Origin of the sequence: Mesorhizobium sp. B283B1A (assembly GCF_020165735.1) — a bacterium.
In the GTDB taxonomy this organism is placed as follows: Bacteria; Pseudomonadota; Alphaproteobacteria; order Rhizobiales; family Rhizobiaceae; genus Mesorhizobium; species Mesorhizobium opportunistum.
Window position 1 is genome coordinate 1 of sequence record NZ_JAIUIQ010000031.1, and the last position, 16,919, is coordinate 16,919.

Below are 16,919 nucleotides of genomic sequence, written 5' to 3' on the forward strand. Positions count from 1 at the left end.
AACCCCTCCGTATTGCCCTTGCCTTCTCCTCTCACGCCCGGAGATCAATAACGCAACGGGCCCCTTGTGGGAGAAGGTGGATCGGCGCGCAGCGCCGAGACGGATGAGGGGTACGTGACGGAATGAGACGTTGGCATTCCCTGGAACACCCCTCATCCGACCTCGCTCCGCGAGGCCACCTTCTCCCACAAGGGGAGAAGGACAAGAGGGGGCTGCGCTCGTCACTTAGACCGTTCCTCGGCCTGCGCCGCCAATATCCGCCTCACCTCGGCGACCAGCTCGCTTTCGGCCACCGTCACCTGCGCGGGGCGCGCTGCGCGCCATTCGGCGTTGTCGGTGATCTCGGCCGACATGCGCGCGCCTTCGATCAAATCCTTGATCTGCAGCTCGCCCTTGGCGCGCTCGTCGCCGCCCTGGATGACAGCGACCGGGCAATTTCGCCGGTCGGCATATTTAAGCTGCGCCTTCATCCCGGCGCCGCCGAGATACATTTCGGAGCGGATGCCGGCGGAGCGCAGCTCGCTCACCATCTTCTGGTAGCGGCCGAGGCTGTCAGTGTCCTTGTCCATCACCAGCACGACGACCGGCGCGATCACATCGGCGCTGTCGAGCTTGCCGAGGTTCTTCAGCGCCGTCATCAGCCTGCTAACGCCGATAGAAAAGCCGGTTGCCGGCACCGGCTCGCCACGGAAACGCGAGACCAGGCCATCATAACGGCCGCCGCCACCAACCGAACCGAAGCGCACGATCTGGCCGTCTTCGTTGGGAATTTCGGCCAGAAGCTCGGCCTCGAAGACCGGGCCAGTGTAGTATTCGAGGCCGCGCACGACGGAGCGGTCCATGGCAATACGGTCTTCGCCGTATCCCGCCGCCCTGACCAGAGCCTCGATCGTCGAGAGTTCGCCAACGCCTTCCTGGTAGATCGCGTTCGAACTGACTATGGCATCCCGGCCGGCCTGTGCATTCTTCGCCGTGGCGAGAAGAACCGCCTCGGCTTGCACGTTCTCCAGCCCGGCACCCTTGGCGAAATCTCCCTCACCTTCCTTGCCGCCGTCCCAGCGCCCCGGGCCAAGCAGGAGCTTCACGCCTTCCGGACCGAGCTTGTCCAGCTTGTCGATGGCGCGCAGCACGGTCAGCCGGCGGCCGGCATTGTCGTCGCCGCCAAGACCGATCGCCTCCAGCACACCATCCAGCACCTTGCGGTTGTTGACGCGGATGACGTAGTCGCCGCGGTTGATGCCGAGCGCTTCCATAACGTCGGCCATCATCATGGCCATCTCGGCGTCCGCCGCGACACCCGGCGTGCCGATCGTGTCGGCGTCGAACTGCATGAACTGGCGGAAGCGGCCGGGCCCCGGCTTCTCGTTGCGGAACACCCAGCCGGAGCGGTAGCTGCGGTAGGGTTTTGGCAGGCGCTCATAATTCTCGGCGACGAAGCGCGCCGTCGGCGCGGTGAGGTCATAGCGCAGCGACAGCCACTGGTCGTCATCGTCCTGGAACGAGAACACGCCCTCGTTCGGCCGGTCCTGGTCGGGCAAAAATTTGCCCAGCGCGTCGGTGTACTCGATCAGCGGCTGGTCGGCCGGTTCGAAGCCATAGAGCTCATAGACCGAGCGGATCGTCGCCATCATCTTCTCGACGGCGCGGATGTCCTCGGCGCTGCGGTCGGCAAAACCGCGCGGCAGCCGCGCTTTCGTCTTTTCCGATTTGTCGGCCATGAGATGGGTCTTTTTGCTAGGTAAATGACGACTTATTTTGAGTGCGCGTGTCCTAACCGATGCAGCGGGGACCGGCAAGGGTCAGCGCCTCTGCCTTCTCCCTTGCGGGAGAAGGCCTCGCGAAGCGAGGTCGTATGAGGGGTGTTCCAGGGAACGTCAACGTCTCACTCCGCTGGAACACCCCTCATCCGTCTCGGCGCTGCGCGCCGATCCACCTTCTCCCACAAGGGGAGAAGGAAAACGCTTGAAACAAAAACGAACCGAAAATGAAACAGTCCGGCCATGAGCACGGCATCGTGCCGACACAATCGCGGCCGATATAGCGCACCACATGAAGGGGTTCGGGACATGACCAGCGCAACAAAATTCCATGCCAACAGCGATGCCGGCGAACTGCCGGCGCGCTTGCGTCCGGCCGACATCCGCGCTCCGAAGATGGCTGGCCAGCCCGCCGGGCCATTCGAGATACCGGCCGATATCGGCAAGGGGCCTTCGATGCGCGATGCATTGGTGACCGGCCTGCTGGTGATCTACCCGACGGTGGCCACCGTGGTTGCGATCGTCGCCGGCCTGTTCCTGGCCAGCATCAACGGCACCTGAGCCCTATTTCGGCCGCTTGAAAGCCTTCCTTTCCTTCTCGACCTCCTTGCGGCAAACACAACCCTCGAGGTGGTCGTTGACCAGGCCCATGGCCTGCATGAAGGCATAGACCGTGGTCGGGCCGACAAAACTCCAGCCGCGCTTCTTCAATTCCTTCGAAATCCGCACCGAGACCGCCGTGGTCGGGTTGGCGCGCAGGTGGGCGAGGTCGACGATCCTGGGCCGCTCGTCCTTGCCGGGCTCGAACTTCCAGAACCAGGCGGCCAGCGAGCCGAACTCGTCCACCATTTCGCGGGCGCGCTTGGCATTGTTGATGGTCGAGACGATCTTGCCGCGATGGCGGATGATGCCGGCATTGCCAAGCAGGCGCTCGACATCCTTGTCGGTGAAGGCGGCGACCTTGTCGAAGTCGAAGCCAGCGAAGGCCTCGCGAAAATTCTCGCGCTTGCGCAGTATGGTCAGCCACGACAGGCCCGACTGGAAACCTTCGAGGCAGATCTTTTCGAACAGCCTGCGGTCGTCCGACACCGGCCGGCCCCATTCATGGTCATGATAGTGCAGATAGTCGGGCAAATTGCCATGCCAGAAGCAGCGCGCGACACCGTCGGGACCGGCGAGCAGGCCGGTATTGTCTTTTTCCATTGGCCAAAATCCATTCGTTAATGCGCTTGCGCTGTATTTACTGCGGCTTTACCAGATTCCTGAACCCGGCGGTAACCACACCAAAAGGTTTACTGACAGAACCGCATTTTACGCATTCCGATTCATGTTTCGGTTGCTGCTTGCGCGCCAATGATCGCTGAACCGGGAGGTCGTTTCCACCCGGTTTTATCAGACGATCAAGGGTGCGTTCCCGATGAAGAGAGTTTTGTTTCCCGTGCTCGGCGCCATGGCTGTGTTTGCCTCCGGCGTCACGCCCTCAGCCGCTGACGACCGCTATGCCGACAGGCCTCCGGTGATGGTCAGCCCCGACCTTTCCGCCCCCTGGGTGCTGCAGCTGGGCAATGCGCCCGGCATCGTGCGGCAGAATCGTGAGGTCGTGCAGCAGCCGCGCCTGCGTACCGCGCAGCCGGCGCAGCCCGACCGTGTGCGGACGGCAGCCGTGCAGGCTCCGGCCAAACGCACGGTCATGCGCCCGCAGATCAACCCGATCTACCTGCCGCAGGAAGTCGCCTATGACGGCCCGCAAAAGCCAGGCACGATCGTCATCGACACGACGCAGAATTTCCTCTTCCTGATCGAGAAGAACGGCAAGGCGCGACGCTATGGCGTCGGCACCGGCAAGCCAGGCTTCGAATGGTCGGGCACGCACAAGATCACCAACAAGCGCGAGTGGCCGGACTGGCGCCCGCCGGCGCAGATGATCAAGCGCGAGGCGGCCAAGGGCCGCTATTTGCCGACCTATGTGGCCGGCGGCATGGAGAACCCGCTCGGCGCGCGCGCGCTCTATCTCGGCACGACCGAGTACCGCATCCATGGCACCAACCAGCCGTGGACGATCGGCGGCGCAGTGTCGTCTGGCTGCATCCGCATGCGCAACGAGGACGTGGTCGACCTCTATGAGCGGGTCAATGTCGGAACCACGGTCGAGGTGATATAATAGTTCTCGCGAATCACTTGGCCGGCAAAGCATTGAGCTTTTAGGGGCCAGTCTAGGAGATAACGGGGGACGGGCCGTATGGGGATGCGGCCGGTCAGGAAGGGCAGCACGGGAAACCGCGCTGCCCTTTCCGTTTTCCTGTGAAAACCGAGCCGACACCCAGGCAAGGCTGCGCCCGAACGTCGCGCCGAAGGCATGGTGGTTCGCTTTCGTGCTGCCATTTTCGATGTTCCTTTGCTATGGGAGCGCCACCAGACGAAAGAGTTCATCCATGTCCCTGTCCGACGACAACCGCTATCTCAAGGGCGGCCCGGTTGCCCAGCGCATCATCGCCGCCGTGCGCGAGGATGCCGCGATTGCCAAAGCCGAGGGTTTTCCGCCCAAACTGATCTCGATCACCGTCGGCGATACCGACGCGGTCGATGTCTATGTGCGCAACCAGCGCGCCAAGGCCGAGCTCGCCGGCATCGATTTCGAGGAAAGGCGTTTTCCCGCCACCATCACGTCGGGCGAACTGGAGGCCGCCATCCACGGCCTGAACGCCGATCCGCGCGTCACCGGCATCATCATCCAACGACCTGTGCCCGCCCATATCCCGATCAAGACGCTGCAGGCGGCGGTGCATCCGCTCAAGGATGTCGAGGGCATGCACCCGGCCTCGATCGGCAACATCGTCTACAACCAGCTCGATCTCGCGCCCTGCACGGCGGCCGCCTCGGTCGAGCTGCTCAAGGAAACCGGGCTCGATCTCAAGGGACTGGAAGTCGTCATCGTCGGCCATTCGGAAATCGTCGGCAAGCCGATCGCGTTCCTGCTGATGAGCGAAGGCGCGACGGTGACCGTCTGCCACCACATGACGCGGTCGGTCGCAGCCCATGCGCGGCGCGCCGACGCACTGTTCGTTGCGGTGGGCAAGCCACGGCTGATCAAGGCCGACATGGTCAAGCCCGGTGCTGCCGTCATCGACATCGGCATCAATGCCGAAATCGGGCCGGACGGGACGAGCCGCATCGTCGGCGATGTCGACACCGAAAGCGTGCGCGAGGTCGCCTCCTGGATCACGCCGGTTCCGGGCGGCGTCGGCCCGATCACGGTGGCCATCCTGCTGCGCAACACGATGGTGGCGCTCAGCCGCCAGCGCGCGCTTTACGAGGCGACTTATGGCACGGCGGACAGGCTGGCGGCGGAGTAACCGCCGAGCGCGGCCCTACTCCGCGGCGATCAGATTCTCGTCAAGAACGCCTTCCGGCTTCGGTCCGCCATAGGCCCAGTCGAGCAGTTTTACCGTGTGCACCACGGGCATCTTGGCGGCGGAAGCGATCTGCGTGATGCAGCCGATGTTGCCGGTGGCGACGATCGAGGCGCCTGTCGCCTCGATGTTTCTCACCTTGCGGTCCCGCAGCCTGGCCGAAATCTCGGGCTGCAGGATGTTGTAGGTGCCGGCCGAACCGCAGCACAGATGGCCCTCGCGCGGCTCGCGCACGACGAAGCCGGCCTTGGTAAGCAGCTCTTTCGGCTGGCGAGTGATTTTCTGGCCGTGCTGCATCGAGCAGGCGGAGTGATAGGCAACGACCGTGCCCGCCTTGCGCACCGGTTCGGGCATGTCAAAGGCGGCCAGATATTCGGTGATGTCCTTGGCCAGTGCCGACACGCGCGCGGCCTTTTCGGCATGGGCCGGATCGAGGCGCAGCATGAAGCCATAGTCCTTGATCGTCGTGCCGCAACCCGACGCGGTGATGATGATGGCGTCGAGACCGCCCTGGTCGATGGCGCGCGTCCAGGCATCGACGTTCTGCCGGGCCGAGGCAAGGGCTGCCTCTTCGCGCCCCATATGGTGGACCAGCGCGCCGCAGCAGCCCTCGCCCAGAGGCACCACGACCTCGACGCCGAGTCGCCTCAGCAGCGAAATGGTCGTGTCGTTGATGGCGGGATCGAGCACCGACTGCGCGCAACCGGTGAGGATGGCGACACGGCCCTTTTTCGCCCTCTGCCCGGCATGGATGCCTGGCGAGGCCATCGGCGAAGCTGCCGGTATCGACGCCGGCGCGAGCTTGAGCATGGCGCCAAGCGGCTTCAATGCCGGGACCTTCTCGAACAGGCCGATGAACGGCTTGCCCAGCTTGGCAAGCTTGAGCGCCGCGCGGAAGCGCCGGGGATAGGGCAGCACGAAGGCCAGCATGGCGCGGGTCAGGCGGTCGAGCAGCGGCCGCTTGTAGGTTTCCTCGATATGGGCGCGAGCATGATCGACCAGGTGCATGTAGTTGACGCCCGACGGACAGGTGGTCATGCAGGCCAGGCACGACAGGCAGCGGTCGATATGGGTGACGATCTCCTTGTCGGCGGGTCGGCCGTTTTCCAGCATGTCCTTGATCAGGTAGATGCGCCCGCGCGGTGAATCGAGTTCGTTGCCCAGCGTCACATAGGTCGGGCAGGTGGCGGTGCAGAAGCCGCAATGCACGCATTTGCGCAGGATCTTCTCCGATTCCGCGACATCGGGATCGGCCAGCTGGGCAAGCGAGAAATTGGTCTGCATCGCGTTAGTCCTGGGCCATGCGGCCGGGATTGAGGATGTTCTTCGGATCGAATTCCTGCTTCAGCCGCCTGCTCAGTGCGGCAAGCGCCGGCGACTGCGGCTCGAACACCGGCAGCGCGGCACGATGGGCAGGTGCCGCGCGCACCAGCGTCGCATGGCCGCCGCCATGTTTGCGCAACAAACCGCGCAGCAGAGCGGCTTCCGGATCGCCCTCTTCCATACGCAGCCACACCAACCCGCCCTGCCAGTCATAGAAGGCGCTGACGGCGGCCTGCATGCGCAAGGTCAGGACCATTTGATGACCCTGGGAAGGCGTCATCGAGACGCGCCAGACCGGTTTCTCGCTGCCGTCGGCGAACGGCCTGCAGTCGCGCACATCGCGCCAGATCTGCCGCGAAACGTCCCCGGAAATTTCCTCCAGCGGTCCGGCCTTGCCGAGCAGCGTCTTCAGCGCGGCGATACGATAGGCGACGGACGGACCAAAACCCTCGACACGCAACAGCGTGGCGGCATCGCTGCCGAGAGCGCCGCCGGCGACACGCGCGGCGATGCGCTCCGGCAGTTGGGCAGCGCTCGACACTTCCGCGCTGGAGCCGAGCGCCAGGGCCATGGCGCTTGCTGCCGCCTCGTCGAGCAGGCCACGCACCGCGAGCGTGACCTCGGTCTCGGCCGCGGGCAGCACCTTGAAGGTGACATCGGTGAACACGGCCAATGTGCCCCAGCTGTTGGCCATCAGCTTCGACAGATCGTAACCGGTGACATTCTTGACCACGCGGCCGCCCGACTTGAATTCCTCGCCCCGCCCGGACACCACGTTGATGCCAAGAATATGGTCGCGCGCGGCACCCGCCTTCAGCCGGCGCGGACCGGACAGGTTCGCGCCGAGCACGCCACCGATGGTGCCTCTGCCCGGCTCGCCACCGAGCAGCGGGCCGTAATCCATCGGTTCGAAAGCGAGCTGCTGGCCGTTTTCCGCCAGCAGCTTCTCGATGCCGACCAGCGCCGTGCCGGCCTTTGCCGACAGCACCAGTTCGGCGGGTTCATAGAGGGTGACGCCGGTGAGTTCCGAGAGGTCGAGCGTGTGTTCCGTCTGCAGCGGACGGCCGATGCCGCGCTTGGAGCCGTGGCCGAGGATTTCGAGCCGCGCCTCTTCCGCCACGGCCCAGGCTATGGTGGAGAGGACTTCGGATGAGGTGGTCGGGGTGAAGGTGGTCATGAAGAGAACGCGCCCTCGAATGCGGAAACGCCGCGTTCCTTCGCACCCCCCTCTGTCCTGCCGGACATCTCCCCCGCAAGGGGGGAGATTGGCAGCTTCAGCCACTCGCCTGGCTGGCAGCGCTGGAGATTAGCGAAACCCCACGCGACATCCGATCTCCCCCCTTGCGGGGGAGATGTCCGGCAGGACAGAGGGGGGTGTTCAAGCGCTGGCATACCCACTCAAAACCTCGGAATGTCCGGAAACGGCAGCTTGCCGCCCGAAATATGCATGCGTCCAAGCTCAGCGCAGCGGCGAAGCTGCGGGAACACTTTTCCCGGATTGAGCAGGTGGTTGGGATCGAAGGCGCATTTGACGCGCATCTGCTGGTCGAGGTCGACCTGGTTGAACATCTCGGGCATCAGGTCTCGCTTCTCGACCCCCACACCATGTTCGCCTGTCAGCACGCCGCCGACCTTGACGCAGAGCCGCAATATGTCGGCGCCGAAGCTTTCGGCCATGTCGAGTTCGCCCGGCACGTTGGCATCGTAGAGGATCAGCGGGTGCAGATTGCCATCGCCAGCGTGAAAGACGTTGGCGACGCCGAGCCCGTATTTTTCCGACAGTTCGCGCATGCCGGCCAGCACGCGTGGCAATTCCTTGCGTGGGATGGTGCCGTCCATGCAGTAATAGTCGGGCGAAATGCGGCCCACCGCCGGAAATGCCGCCTTGCGGCCAGCCCAGAAGCTCAGCCGCTCCTGCTCGGACTGCGAAATGCGGCAGGTGGTCGAACCGTTGCGGATGGCGATTGCCTCGACCGCGGTGATGAGATGATCGACCTCGACGCCCGGCCCGTCGAGCTCGACGATCAGCAGTGCCTCGACATCCAGGGGATAGCCGGCATGGACGAAATCCTCGGCTGCGTGGATCGCTGGCCGGTCCATCATCTCCATACCGCCCGGAATGATGCCGGCGCCGATGATGTCGGCAACGCACTGGCCGCCCTGCTCGCTGGTCGGAAAGCCGATCAGCAGCGCGCGCGCCGTCTCCGGCTTCTTCAGGATGCGCACGGTGACCTCGGTGACGACGCCGAGCAAGCCTTCCGAACCGGTCATGACGCCGAGCAGGTCGTAGCCTTCCGCGTCGAGATGATTGCCGCCGAGCCGCACCACTTCGCCGCTCATCAGCACCATCTCGATGCCGAGCACATTGTTGGCGGTGAGGCCGTATTTCAGGCAATGCACGCCGCCGGAATTCTCCGCGACGTTGCCGCCGATCGAGCAGGCGATCTGGGAGGATGGATCGGGGGCGTAGTAGAAGCCCTCCTGCTCGACGGCGGTGGTGATGCCAAGATTGGTGACGCCCGGCTGGGCGACCACGATGCGATTGGGGTAGTCGATCGCAAGGATGCGGTTGAAGCGGCTCATGACCAGCAGCACCGCGTCCTCGAGCGGCAGCGCGCCGCCCGACAGCGAGGTGCCGGAGCCGCGCGGGACGACGCGGATGTTGCGGTCGTTGCAGTATTTCAGCACCCGGGAAACCTGCGCCACCGTTTCGGGCAGCACCACCACCAGCGGCAGTTGGCGATAGGCGGTCAGGCCGTCGCTCTCGAACGCCCGCATGGCATTGGCCGCATCGACAACGCCTTCGCCCGGCACGATGATGCGCATGTCGGCGACGATCTCGTCGCGCCGGCGGATCGTGGCGTCGTCTGGTTTCGGCATGGCCAGGCCGGACATCAGCAGCCTCATTTCGCTTGACTGGTCAAAATCTTTTACCAGTGAAGCGCGATGGTTGCAAATCTCGGCAGCGAAGATCCAAGTCCAGGGACGAGCGAACCTTCCGCAGCGGCAATCTGCCGCTGTCTTACCCTCCCCTTGTGGGGAGGGTCGCGAACGAAGTGAGCGGGGTGGGGGTCGGCGCGGCGCTTTATGATGCCCCCCACCCCGTCTCACGATCTTCGCTTCGCTGCGATCATGAGCCAACCTCCCCACAAGGGGTAGGGTAAGGGCTGCCGCTATTCGCCCGGGTGCTTGCCGGGCTCGGAATGCATCTGGCGCACGCGGCGCACGCCCCACCAGACCAGCAGGATGGCGATAGGCACCGATGCGGCGGTGACGATTTCGGGCGCGAAGGCATGGCCGAAAATCGAGGCGCCCTTGGCGACATAGCCGATGAGGCCGACCACATAGTAGGAGACGGCGGCGACCGAGAGGCCTTCGACGGTCTGCTGCAGGCGCAGTTGCAGGCGGGCGCGGTTGTTCATCGAGGCGAGCAGGTCGCGGTTCTGCTTTTCGACCTCGACATCGACCCAGGTGCGCAGCAGCGTCGTGGCGCGGGTCAGCTTGCGCGACAGATTGGCTTGCCGCTCCTCGACCGACCGGCAGGTGCGCATGGCCGGTGCCACGCGCCGCTGCAGGAACCCGCCCCAGGTGTCGTAGCCGGGCACGGCTTCTTCCTCGAGCGCCTCCAGCCGCTCGACGACGATGCCGTCATAGGCGCGGCTGGCGCCGAAGCGGTAGAGGCTCGATGCCGCGTCCGCCTCCAGTTCCGCGGCCAATTCGGTCAGGTCGGCGAGCAGCGTCTGGCTGTCGCGGGTCTCGGCGACCTTCATTTCCAGCGTGGTCTGGGCAAGCCTGTCCTCGATGCGGCGGGCGCGGCCGGACAGGGTCAGCGCCAGCGGCAGGCCGAGCATGGCGAGCGTGCGGTAGGTCTCGATGTCGATCAGCCGCTGCGACAACGCTCCGGTGCGCGCCGGAGTCAGGCCACGATCGAGCACCAGCATGCGCGTCATGCCGTCGCCGTCCTGGCGGAAATCGGTGACTATGGCCGCATTGCCGCGTTCGACCAGCGAGTAGCACAGGCTGGTCGGGTCGAAAGCGGCGATCAGCCGCTCACTCGCCTGCGTCCACTTGCGAATTTCCAGGCGAATGCCGGAGATGACGGTTCCCGGCGGCGAAAAGCCGTTGCCGAAGGGCGAGTCCTCCTGCGTCCTGCCGTTTTCGGAAAGCGGCCCCTCCCACAGATAGGTCGAGAATTCCGTGTGCCGTTCCCAACGCAGCGAGCCCTTGCCCGACTTCATGGCATGATGGCGGGCCTGGCGATCGGGCGCGGCGATGCCGAGCCGCCGCGACAGCTCGGAAAGGACGGCATGATCGACGCTGGAGCCGCCCTCCGTCATGAAGGCAAGCTGGATCAGGACGCGCGGCTTTTGGATCAGCGGATGCGGCCGGGCATGCACCTCACCCAGCGCGCCGGGCCGGCCTTCATGCGCCGGAAAGCCCATGACGCTGCCTTGGGCGCGCGGCTGGAACTCGAGATTGGACGGGTCGTCTGACACGGCTAGTTCCCCGGGTTTCTTTGAACCCTCTTGTAGTTGCGTCCCTCTAGGACCAATAGGCTGGTGACGCAAACAGCAAAGTTTAGCCGAAGACGATATGGCGCCGTGCGGCAAAACCGACCCGCCTCGGCCAATTGGATAAATAATTTGACCAGTTGGCGACGCAGGCTTTATCCTGCGCGACACCGTTTTCACCTTCCAGGCATTCTGTTGAGCGATATTTTTTCCAGGATCGAGCATTCGCGCACCGCCGACGAGGTCGTGCAGCAGATCGAGAGCCTCATCCTCGAAGGTGTGCTGCGCACCGGCGACCGGCTGCCGGGGGAGCGCGAACTGGCACGCCAGTTTGACGTATCGCGGCCGATTCTGCGCGATGCCCTGAAGGCACTCGAAGGGCGCGGACTGCTGACGACCAAGGCCGGCGGCGGCACGCATGTCGCAGACATCATCGGCCAGCTGTTCGCCAAACCGGTGGCGGACCTGATTTCGATGCATCGCAAGGCGGTCACCGACTATCTGGAATACCGCCGCGAGATCGAAGGCATCGCCGCCGAATATGCGGCGCGGCGCGCCACGCCGGAGGATCTGGCGCTGCTCGACCGCATCATGGCGCGCATGGACCAGGCGGATCGCACCGGCGATTTCGACGACGAGGCCGAAATCGACGTCGAATTCCATCAGGCGATCTGCGAATGCGCGCACAACATCCTGCTGCTGCACACGCTGCGCTCCTGCTATCGGCTGCTGTCGGAAGGCGTGTTCCAGAACCGGTTGCTGGTCTTCACCGTACCCGGCGCACGCGAGGCCCTGCTTGCACAACACCGCGCGATCCACGCCGCGGTGAAGGCCGGCGACCCGGCCGGCGCCCGCCAGGCGGCGATGGATCACATCACCTATGTCGAGCGGTCGATGGCCGAGGCGGAGCGCAGCGGCGACTGGCAACGCGTGTCGCGGCTGCGGCTGCGGCAGCGCTCGGAAGCCGGCGACACCGAACCGGCACGCGGACGCACCTAATCAATTCGATCAAGCGGGGACTATCATGAGCGACATTCTCACCATCGCGGACCTCAAGGATCTCGCGCGCCGGCGCGTGCCCAAGATGTTCTTCGACTATGCCGATTCGGGCGCCTGGACCGAGAGCACCTATCGGGCAAACGAGGAAGACTTCCAGAAGATCAAGTTCCGCCAGCGCGTGCTGGTCGACATGAGCAACCGCTCGCTGGAATCGACCATGATCGGCCAGAAGGTGGCGATGCCGGTGGCCTTGGCGCCGACCGGCCTGACCGGCATGCAGCACGCCGATGGCGAGATGCTGGCGGCGCAGGCGGCCGAGGAATTCGGCGTACCGTTCACGCTCTCGACGATGAGCATCTGTTCGATCGAGGATGTCGCCTCGGTGACGAAAAAGCCTTTCTGGTTCCAGCTCTATGTCCTGCGCGACAAGGATTTCGTGCTCAATTTGATCGACCGGGCGAAGGCGGCGAAATGCTCGGCGCTGGTGCTGACGCTCGACCTGCAGATCCTCGGCCAGCGCCACAAGGATGTCCGCAACGGGTTGACCGCGCCACCCCGCATGACGCTTACCAACATCATCGACATGGCCATCCGGCCGCGCTGGTGCCTGGGCATGGCCGGCACCAAGCGCCGCACTTTCCGCAACATCGTCGGACACGCCAAGGGCGTCGGCGACGTGGCCTCGCTGTCGTCATGGACGACGGAGCAGTTCGATCCGCATCTGTCGTGGAAGGATGTCGCCTGGATCAAGGAACGCTGGGGCGGCAAGCTGATCCTGAAAGGCATTCTCGACAAGGAAGACGCGCTGATGGCGGCCAAGACCGGAGCCGACGCGATCATCGTTTCCAACCATGGCGGACGCCAGCTCGACGGCGCGTCGTCCTCGATCATGGTGCTGGAGGAGATTGCGGACGCGGTCGGTGACAAAATAGAGGTGCATATGGATGGTGGCATCCGCTCCGGCCAGGACGTGTTGAAAGCGCTCTGCCTCGGCGCCAAGGGCACCTATATCGGCCGGCCATTTCTCTACGGCTTGGGTGCGCTCGGCAAGGAAGGGGTTACCAAAGCCTTGGAAATCATCCGCAAGGAGATGGACATCACGCTGGCGCTGTGCGGAAAGCGTCTGGTCACCGACATGGGCAAGGACCAGCTCCGGCGCTAGCTTCGGGTGACGACCTGACCACGGAGAACAGCGAGAGTTGGCGGAACCGGGCATCCATTTTCTCGACGCGCATGGGCCAGACGGCATGCGGCTCTACGCGATCGGCGATGTGCATGGCCGGCTCGACCTGCTGGCCGCCATGCACCGGCGGATCGAGAGCGAGCTGCAATGGGAACCAGTTCGCGACTGGCGGGTGATCCACCTCGGCGACTATGTCGACCGCGGGCCGGACTCCAAGGGCGTCATCGACTTTCTCATCGAGGCGCGCGAACGCGATCCGCGAAATCTGATGCTAGCGGGCAACCACGATATCGGCTTTCTCGATTTTCTGGGAACCCCTGACCCGGAAGGGCTTTTCATGCGCTATGGCGGCGTGCAGACGGCGCTGTCCTATGGTGTGTCACTCACCGCCGATGCCAGCTGGTTCGGCAAGACGGAAACGATGAGACGAAGACACGCGGCGCTGCTCGAGGCAATGCCATCCAGCCATGTCGATTTCCTGCGGTCGCTGCCGTTCTCGGCAACGTTCGACGACTTCTTCTTCTGCCATGCCGGCATCAGGCCGGGCATCCCCCTGGAGAAGCAGAACCCGCAGGACCTGATCTGGATCCGCGACGTTTTCCACGACTACACCGGCCTCTTCCCGAAGATCGTGGTGCACGGCCACACGCCGGTGCCGGAAGCGGAAGTGATGGCCAACCGCGTCAATGTCGACACGCTTGCCTGGCAATCAGGCATGCTGACCGCGCTCGTCGTGGACGGCGCGGACAAACGCATCCTGGAAATCACGATAAGGGAAGCTTAAGCGCCCGCGTCCGGGGACGCGAAGACGTTGCGGCTTTAGCGCAGGGAAGCGGTGACGCCGTAGCCGTCGACCGCATTGTGGTTGTTTGCCGCGTCGGCGGCATAGATACCCAGACCGCAAAGCACGATGGCGGAGAGCATGGCAAAGGACAGAAGCGCTGCTTTCACGGAAGTCATCTCTTGTTGAGCTTTCTGCATCTGTGCACGAGGCGGTTACCAATGCGTTGAAACGGAAAAATCGCTTCAAAATTTCGACGATTTCGCGCTTCTAGGCATGTTCTGTATCGGCGGTGTGTCGCACGGGTCACACAAAAGGTTCATCGCGGTTGCACAGCCGATGCAAAGCGCGCGCCTTCTAGGATGGCGGGCGGACACAAGCCAAGGAAGAAAGGGGTTTTCCCGGAAGGATTCACGGCTGCGTGCCAATTATGTCACGCAGCAGAGCGCCCCAAAGGGCGGAGGCTCAGATAGTCGCCACCCAGGCGCGGGCAATGGCGAGGCCGGCGGCGTCGGCGTCGGGGCCGTTGCGCGCCATTTCGCCATCGAGCTCGCCGGCCCAGTCTGGATGGCGCGCGGCAATGATCGGCGCGAAGGAGGAACTCCAGTCCTTGACCATCGGCCGGTCTGCCTCGAAGTGGAACTGGAAGCCATAGACGGCGCGGCCGACGCGAAACGCCTGATTTTGAGCGACATCGTTGCCGGCGAGCCGTACGGCGTTTCGCGGCAGCTCGAACGTGTCGTCGTGCCACTGGAAGATCGGGAACTTTTCCGGCAGTGCGCCCAGCACCGGATCGGCCTTGGCGTCCGGCGTCAGCGACACGCCGCGCCAGCCGAATTCGTTGGCGCCGCCGATGCGGTTCTCGCCACCGAAGGCGCGGGCGACCAGCTGGCTGCCAAGACAGATGCCGAGCACGGCGCGATCCTTGCCGGCGAAATCGCGGGTCAGTTCGAGCAGCGCCGGAAAATAGGGATACTCATCGTCGGCCAGCGCATTCTGGCCGCCGCCGAGCACCACCATGGCGTCGTGCCCGGCCGCATCTTCCGGCAGGGACTCGCCCTTGTAGGGCAGGCGCACATCGAGATCGGCACCCGCTTCCGCAAGTGCGGCTCCGACCTGGCCCAGGCCGGTATTGTCGTAGTTCTGGACCACCAGCACCCGCATCGCAAAACCCTGCTGACATGAAAAAGATGCGACGAGCGATATCATGCCGCCAGCATTGCAGCCAGATGCGTATCCCAGGAGAGAACTATGCCACTGCAGAACCGGGTCGATCCATTCGGCGCCATCCACGCCGTGCCCGAGCGCGGGCTGTTCACCGGCAATCGCGGTATCATCCACGACCCCGAGACCAGGACGCTGCTCAGGAAACGCTGGGCGCTTCAGGCCTGGATCATCTGCGTCTGCCAATTCCGCAATGTGCGGCGCGAGCCGATGGGCCGAAACCGCAGGAGCGACGACCATCTGGGCGGCAAGGCGGGCTGGACGGAATTGTTCTTCCTCGACGAGGTGACGGCACTGGCGGCGGGGCATCGTCCCTGCTTCTTCTGCCAGCGCGAACGGGCCAAGGATTTCGTCGGCCATTTCGGTGAAGCCTTCGGTATTGCCGAGCCGCGGGCGCCGCAGGTCGACAAGCGACTGCACAAGGAGCGGCTGGCCTCGGGCGGCAAAAGGCCGGATGTCGCAACGGCCGAGCTTGCCTCCCTGCCCGACGGTGCGGTGATCGCGGCCAACGGCTGCGCATATGCCTTACGCAACGGCAAGGCGTTGCCGTGGTCCTTTGCCGGATATGGCCCGCCCATCGACCTTGACCAGTTCGAAGGCAAGGCGCTTGTCCTGCTGACCCCGGAGACGACGCTTGCCGTCCTGCGTCATGGCTTTCGGCCGGTGTGGCATCCGTCGGCCGAGGCTTGACGCCGGCGGCCGGCTCGCCCATTCCTCGGCCATGCGCGCCAATTACAAGATGCAACGGCTGTTCGTGCCCGACGATCTCGCAGGGGATGCCGAGTTCGATGCCGGCCAACAGCAAAGCCATTATCTCATGCACGTGCTGCGGCTCGGCGAAGGGGCCGAGATCCTTGTCTTCAATGGCCGCGACGGCGAGTGGTCGGCGGCCATCGCCGCGAAGACAAAAAGGGCGGTGCGGCTGAAGGTGCTGGCGCTGCAGCGGCCGCAGCCGCCGCTGCCCGACCTGGTCTATTGTTTCGCGCCCCTCAAACAGGGGCGGCTCGACTATCTCGTGCAGAAGGCGGTCGAGATGGGCGCCGGCATCCTGCAGCCCGTCATCACCCAGCATACGCAAGTGGCAAAGCCTTCCATCGACCGACTGCGCGCCAATGTCGTCGAAGCCGCCGAGCAATGCGGCATCCTGGCGGTGCCGGAGGTTCGCGAGGCGGAAAAATTCGAGCGCCTGCTGACCGGCTGGGACAAGGAACGGCGGCTGATCTTCTGTGACGAGGACGCCTCGACCAACAATCCGCTGCCGGCCTTGCAGGCGATAAAGGAAAAGAAGCTCGGGCTGCTGGTCGGGCCGGAGGGCGGCTTTTCCGATGAGGAGCGCAAGATGCTGCGCGCCCTGCCCTTCGTGAGCGCCATTCCGCTCGGGCCGCGCATCCTGCGCGCCGACACGGCAGCCGTGGCCGCACTTGCGGTGATCCAGGCAAGCGTCGGAGACTGGTAAAGGATCTTCCCTTCTCCCCTTGCGGGAGAAGGTGGCCGAGCGAAGCTCGGTCGGATGAGGGGTGCTCCAGCTTGGCGCGGACATTACTCCGTCACCCACCCCTCAACAGTCTCGGCGCTGTGCGCCGATCCACCTTCTCCCACAGGGGGAGAAGGAAAGAAGCCGCAGTTCAATTCCTCTTGACCTGTGGCTCAGGATTTTTCGCTTGATCGGCTACTGACATTTCGTCCATCTAGCGCCGGCGGTCGTCCGGCCGCTCTACAGTGCCGCGCGTC

At 64.4% G+C, this 16,919-nt stretch carries 16 protein-coding genes; 8 read left to right on the forward strand and 8 right to left on the reverse strand.

Features of this window, described 5'->3' with window-relative positions; translation table 11 throughout:
• Positions 1-221: 221 nt before the first annotated feature.
• A complete protein-coding gene (hisS, locus tag LB577_RS23240) occupies positions 222-1,718 on the reverse strand; it encodes a histidine--tRNA ligase (RefSeq protein WP_224688764.1) in 1,497 nt (498 codons plus the stop codon).
• A 348-nt stretch (positions 1,719-2,066) separates the two neighbouring features.
• On the opposite strand from hisS, the gene LB577_RS23245 reads away from it, so the two are divergent.
• A complete protein-coding gene (locus LB577_RS23245; RefSeq protein WP_023767439.1) occupies positions 2,067-2,318 on the forward strand; it encodes a hypothetical protein in 252 nt (83 codons plus the stop codon).
• A 3-nt stretch (positions 2,319-2,321) separates the two neighbouring features.
• On the opposite strand, the gene LB577_RS23250 is transcribed toward LB577_RS23245, so the two are convergent.
• Entirely contained in the window at positions 2,322-2,960 is a 639-nt protein-coding gene (locus LB577_RS23250) for a DNA-3-methyladenine glycosylase I (RefSeq protein WP_023776658.1), read from the reverse strand.
• Positions 2,961-3,174: 214 nt separating this feature from the next.
• Between LB577_RS23250 and LB577_RS23255 the strand changes: the two genes are divergently transcribed.
• Positions 3,175-3,918, forward strand: a complete 744-nt coding sequence (locus LB577_RS23255) for a L,D-transpeptidase (protein WP_224688766.1) — start codon at positions 3,175-3,177, stop codon at positions 3,916-3,918.
• 271 nt (positions 3,919-4,189) lie between these two features.
• Positions 4,190-5,110 (forward strand): bifunctional 5,10-methylenetetrahydrofolate dehydrogenase/5,10-methenyltetrahydrofolate cyclohydrolase, encoded by a 921-nt coding sequence (locus LB577_RS23260; RefSeq protein ID WP_224688777.1) that lies wholly within the window; start codon positions 4,190-4,192, stop codon positions 5,108-5,110.
• Positions 5,111-5,125: 15 nt separating this feature from the next.
• Here LB577_RS23260 and glcF read toward each other — a convergent pair whose 3' ends face one another.
• The 4 genes from glcF to LB577_RS23280 all read right to left on the reverse strand — a co-directional run bounded on the left by glcF (position 5,126) and on the right by LB577_RS23280 (position 10,986).
• Positions 5,126-6,451: a glycolate oxidase subunit GlcF gene (gene glcF, locus LB577_RS23265; RefSeq protein WP_224688779.1), complete on the reverse strand. Its 1,326-nt coding sequence runs from the start codon at positions 6,449-6,451 to the stop codon at positions 5,126-5,128.
• 4 nt (positions 6,452-6,455) lie between these two features.
• Positions 6,456-7,667 carry an FAD-binding protein gene (locus LB577_RS23270; RefSeq protein WP_224688788.1) on the reverse strand — a complete coding sequence of 404 codons (1,212 nt, stop codon included), beginning with the start codon at positions 7,665-7,667 and terminating at the stop codon, positions 6,456-6,458.
• Positions 7,668-7,888: 221 nt separating this feature from the next.
• On the reverse strand, positions 7,889-9,385 hold the full coding sequence (locus LB577_RS23275) for an FAD-linked oxidase C-terminal domain-containing protein (RefSeq protein ID WP_224688791.1): 1,497 nt from the start codon (positions 9,383-9,385) through the stop codon (positions 7,889-7,891).
• 278 nt (positions 9,386-9,663) lie between these two features.
• Positions 9,664-10,986, reverse strand: coding sequence for a DUF3422 family protein (locus LB577_RS23280; RefSeq protein WP_013893876.1), 1,323 nt, complete (start codon positions 10,984-10,986; stop codon positions 9,664-9,666).
• Positions 10,987-11,196: 210 nt separating this feature from the next.
• Between LB577_RS23280 and LB577_RS23285 the strand changes: the two genes are divergently transcribed.
• Genes LB577_RS23285 through LB577_RS23295 form a run of 3 tightly spaced genes read left to right on the forward strand, consistent with a single transcriptional unit; the run spans position 11,197 to position 13,967 of the window.
• Positions 11,197-12,000 carry a FadR/GntR family transcriptional regulator gene (locus LB577_RS23285; RefSeq protein WP_224688793.1) on the forward strand — a complete coding sequence of 268 codons (804 nt, stop codon included), beginning with the start codon at positions 11,197-11,199 and terminating at the stop codon, positions 11,998-12,000.
• Between the two features lie 25 nt (positions 12,001-12,025).
• Positions 12,026-13,162 (forward strand): alpha-hydroxy acid oxidase, encoded by a 1,137-nt coding sequence (locus LB577_RS23290; RefSeq protein ID WP_224688794.1) that lies wholly within the window; start codon positions 12,026-12,028, stop codon positions 13,160-13,162.
• A gap of 37 nt (positions 13,163-13,199) precedes the next feature.
• Positions 13,200-13,967 (forward strand): metallophosphoesterase family protein, encoded by a 768-nt coding sequence (locus LB577_RS23295; protein ID WP_224688797.1) that lies wholly within the window; start codon positions 13,200-13,202, stop codon positions 13,965-13,967.
• A gap of 35 nt (positions 13,968-14,002) precedes the next feature.
• On the opposite strand, the gene LB577_RS33175 is transcribed toward LB577_RS23295, so the two are convergent.
• Positions 14,003-14,134, reverse strand: a complete 132-nt coding sequence (locus LB577_RS33175) for a hypothetical protein (protein ID WP_013893872.1) — start codon at positions 14,132-14,134, stop codon at positions 14,003-14,005.
• A gap of 295 nt (positions 14,135-14,429) precedes the next feature.
• Positions 14,430-15,128, reverse strand: a complete 699-nt coding sequence (locus LB577_RS23300; RefSeq protein ID WP_224688798.1) for a type 1 glutamine amidotransferase — start codon at positions 15,126-15,128, stop codon at positions 14,430-14,432.
• A gap of 87 nt (positions 15,129-15,215) precedes the next feature.
• Between LB577_RS23300 and LB577_RS23305 the strand changes: the two genes are divergently transcribed.
• Together LB577_RS23305 and LB577_RS23310 are read left to right on the forward strand one after the other, a co-directional pair.
• The gene (locus tag LB577_RS23305; RefSeq protein WP_224688800.1) at positions 15,216-15,878 is read left to right on the forward strand and encodes a hypothetical protein; all 663 of its coding nucleotides are present in this window, start codon (positions 15,216-15,218) and stop codon (positions 15,876-15,878) included.
• 31 nt (positions 15,879-15,909) lie between these two features.
• Positions 15,910-16,644: a 16S rRNA (uracil(1498)-N(3))-methyltransferase gene (locus LB577_RS23310; RefSeq protein WP_224688947.1), complete on the forward strand. Its 735-nt coding sequence runs from the start codon at positions 15,910-15,912 to the stop codon at positions 16,642-16,644.
• The last annotated feature ends 275 nt before the right edge of the window (positions 16,645-16,919 follow it).

Excerpts from the sequence above, each read along its gene's own strand:
- LB577_RS23305 (WP_224688800.1), top strand. The coding sequence starts at position 15,216 with ATGCCACTGCAGAACCGGGTCGATCCATTCGGCGCCATCCACGCCGTG.
- LB577_RS23310 (WP_224688947.1), top strand. The coding sequence starts at position 15,910 with ATGCGCGCCAATTACAAGATGCAACGGCTGTTCGTGCCCGACGATCTC.
- LB577_RS23275 (WP_224688791.1), bottom strand. The coding sequence starts at position 9,385 with ATGTCCGGCCTGGCCATGCCGAAACCAGACGACGCCACGATCCGCCGG.
- glcF (WP_224688779.1), bottom strand. The coding sequence starts at position 6,451 with ATGCAGACCAATTTCTCGCTTGCCCAGCTGGCCGATCCCGATGTCGCG.
- LB577_RS23245 (WP_023767439.1), top strand. The coding sequence starts at position 2,067 with ATGACCAGCGCAACAAAATTCCATGCCAACAGCGATGCCGGCGAACTG.
- hisS (WP_224688764.1), bottom strand. The coding sequence starts at position 1,718 with ATGGCCGACAAATCGGAAAAGACGAAAGCGCGGCTGCCGCGCGGTTTT.
- LB577_RS23270 (WP_224688788.1), bottom strand. The coding sequence starts at position 7,667 with ATGACCACCTTCACCCCGACCACCTCATCCGAAGTCCTCTCCACCATA.
- LB577_RS23290 (WP_224688794.1), top strand. The coding sequence starts at position 12,026 with ATGAGCGACATTCTCACCATCGCGGACCTCAAGGATCTCGCGCGCCGG.
- LB577_RS23300 (WP_224688798.1), bottom strand. The coding sequence starts at position 15,128 with ATGCGGGTGCTGGTGGTCCAGAACTACGACAATACCGGCCTGGGCCAG.
- LB577_RS23255 (WP_224688766.1), top strand. The coding sequence starts at position 3,175 with ATGAAGAGAGTTTTGTTTCCCGTGCTCGGCGCCATGGCTGTGTTTGCC.
- LB577_RS23260 (WP_224688777.1), top strand. The coding sequence starts at position 4,190 with ATGTCCCTGTCCGACGACAACCGCTATCTCAAGGGCGGCCCGGTTGCC.
- LB577_RS23250 (WP_023776658.1), bottom strand. The coding sequence starts at position 2,960 with ATGGAAAAAGACAATACCGGCCTGCTCGCCGGTCCCGACGGTGTCGCG.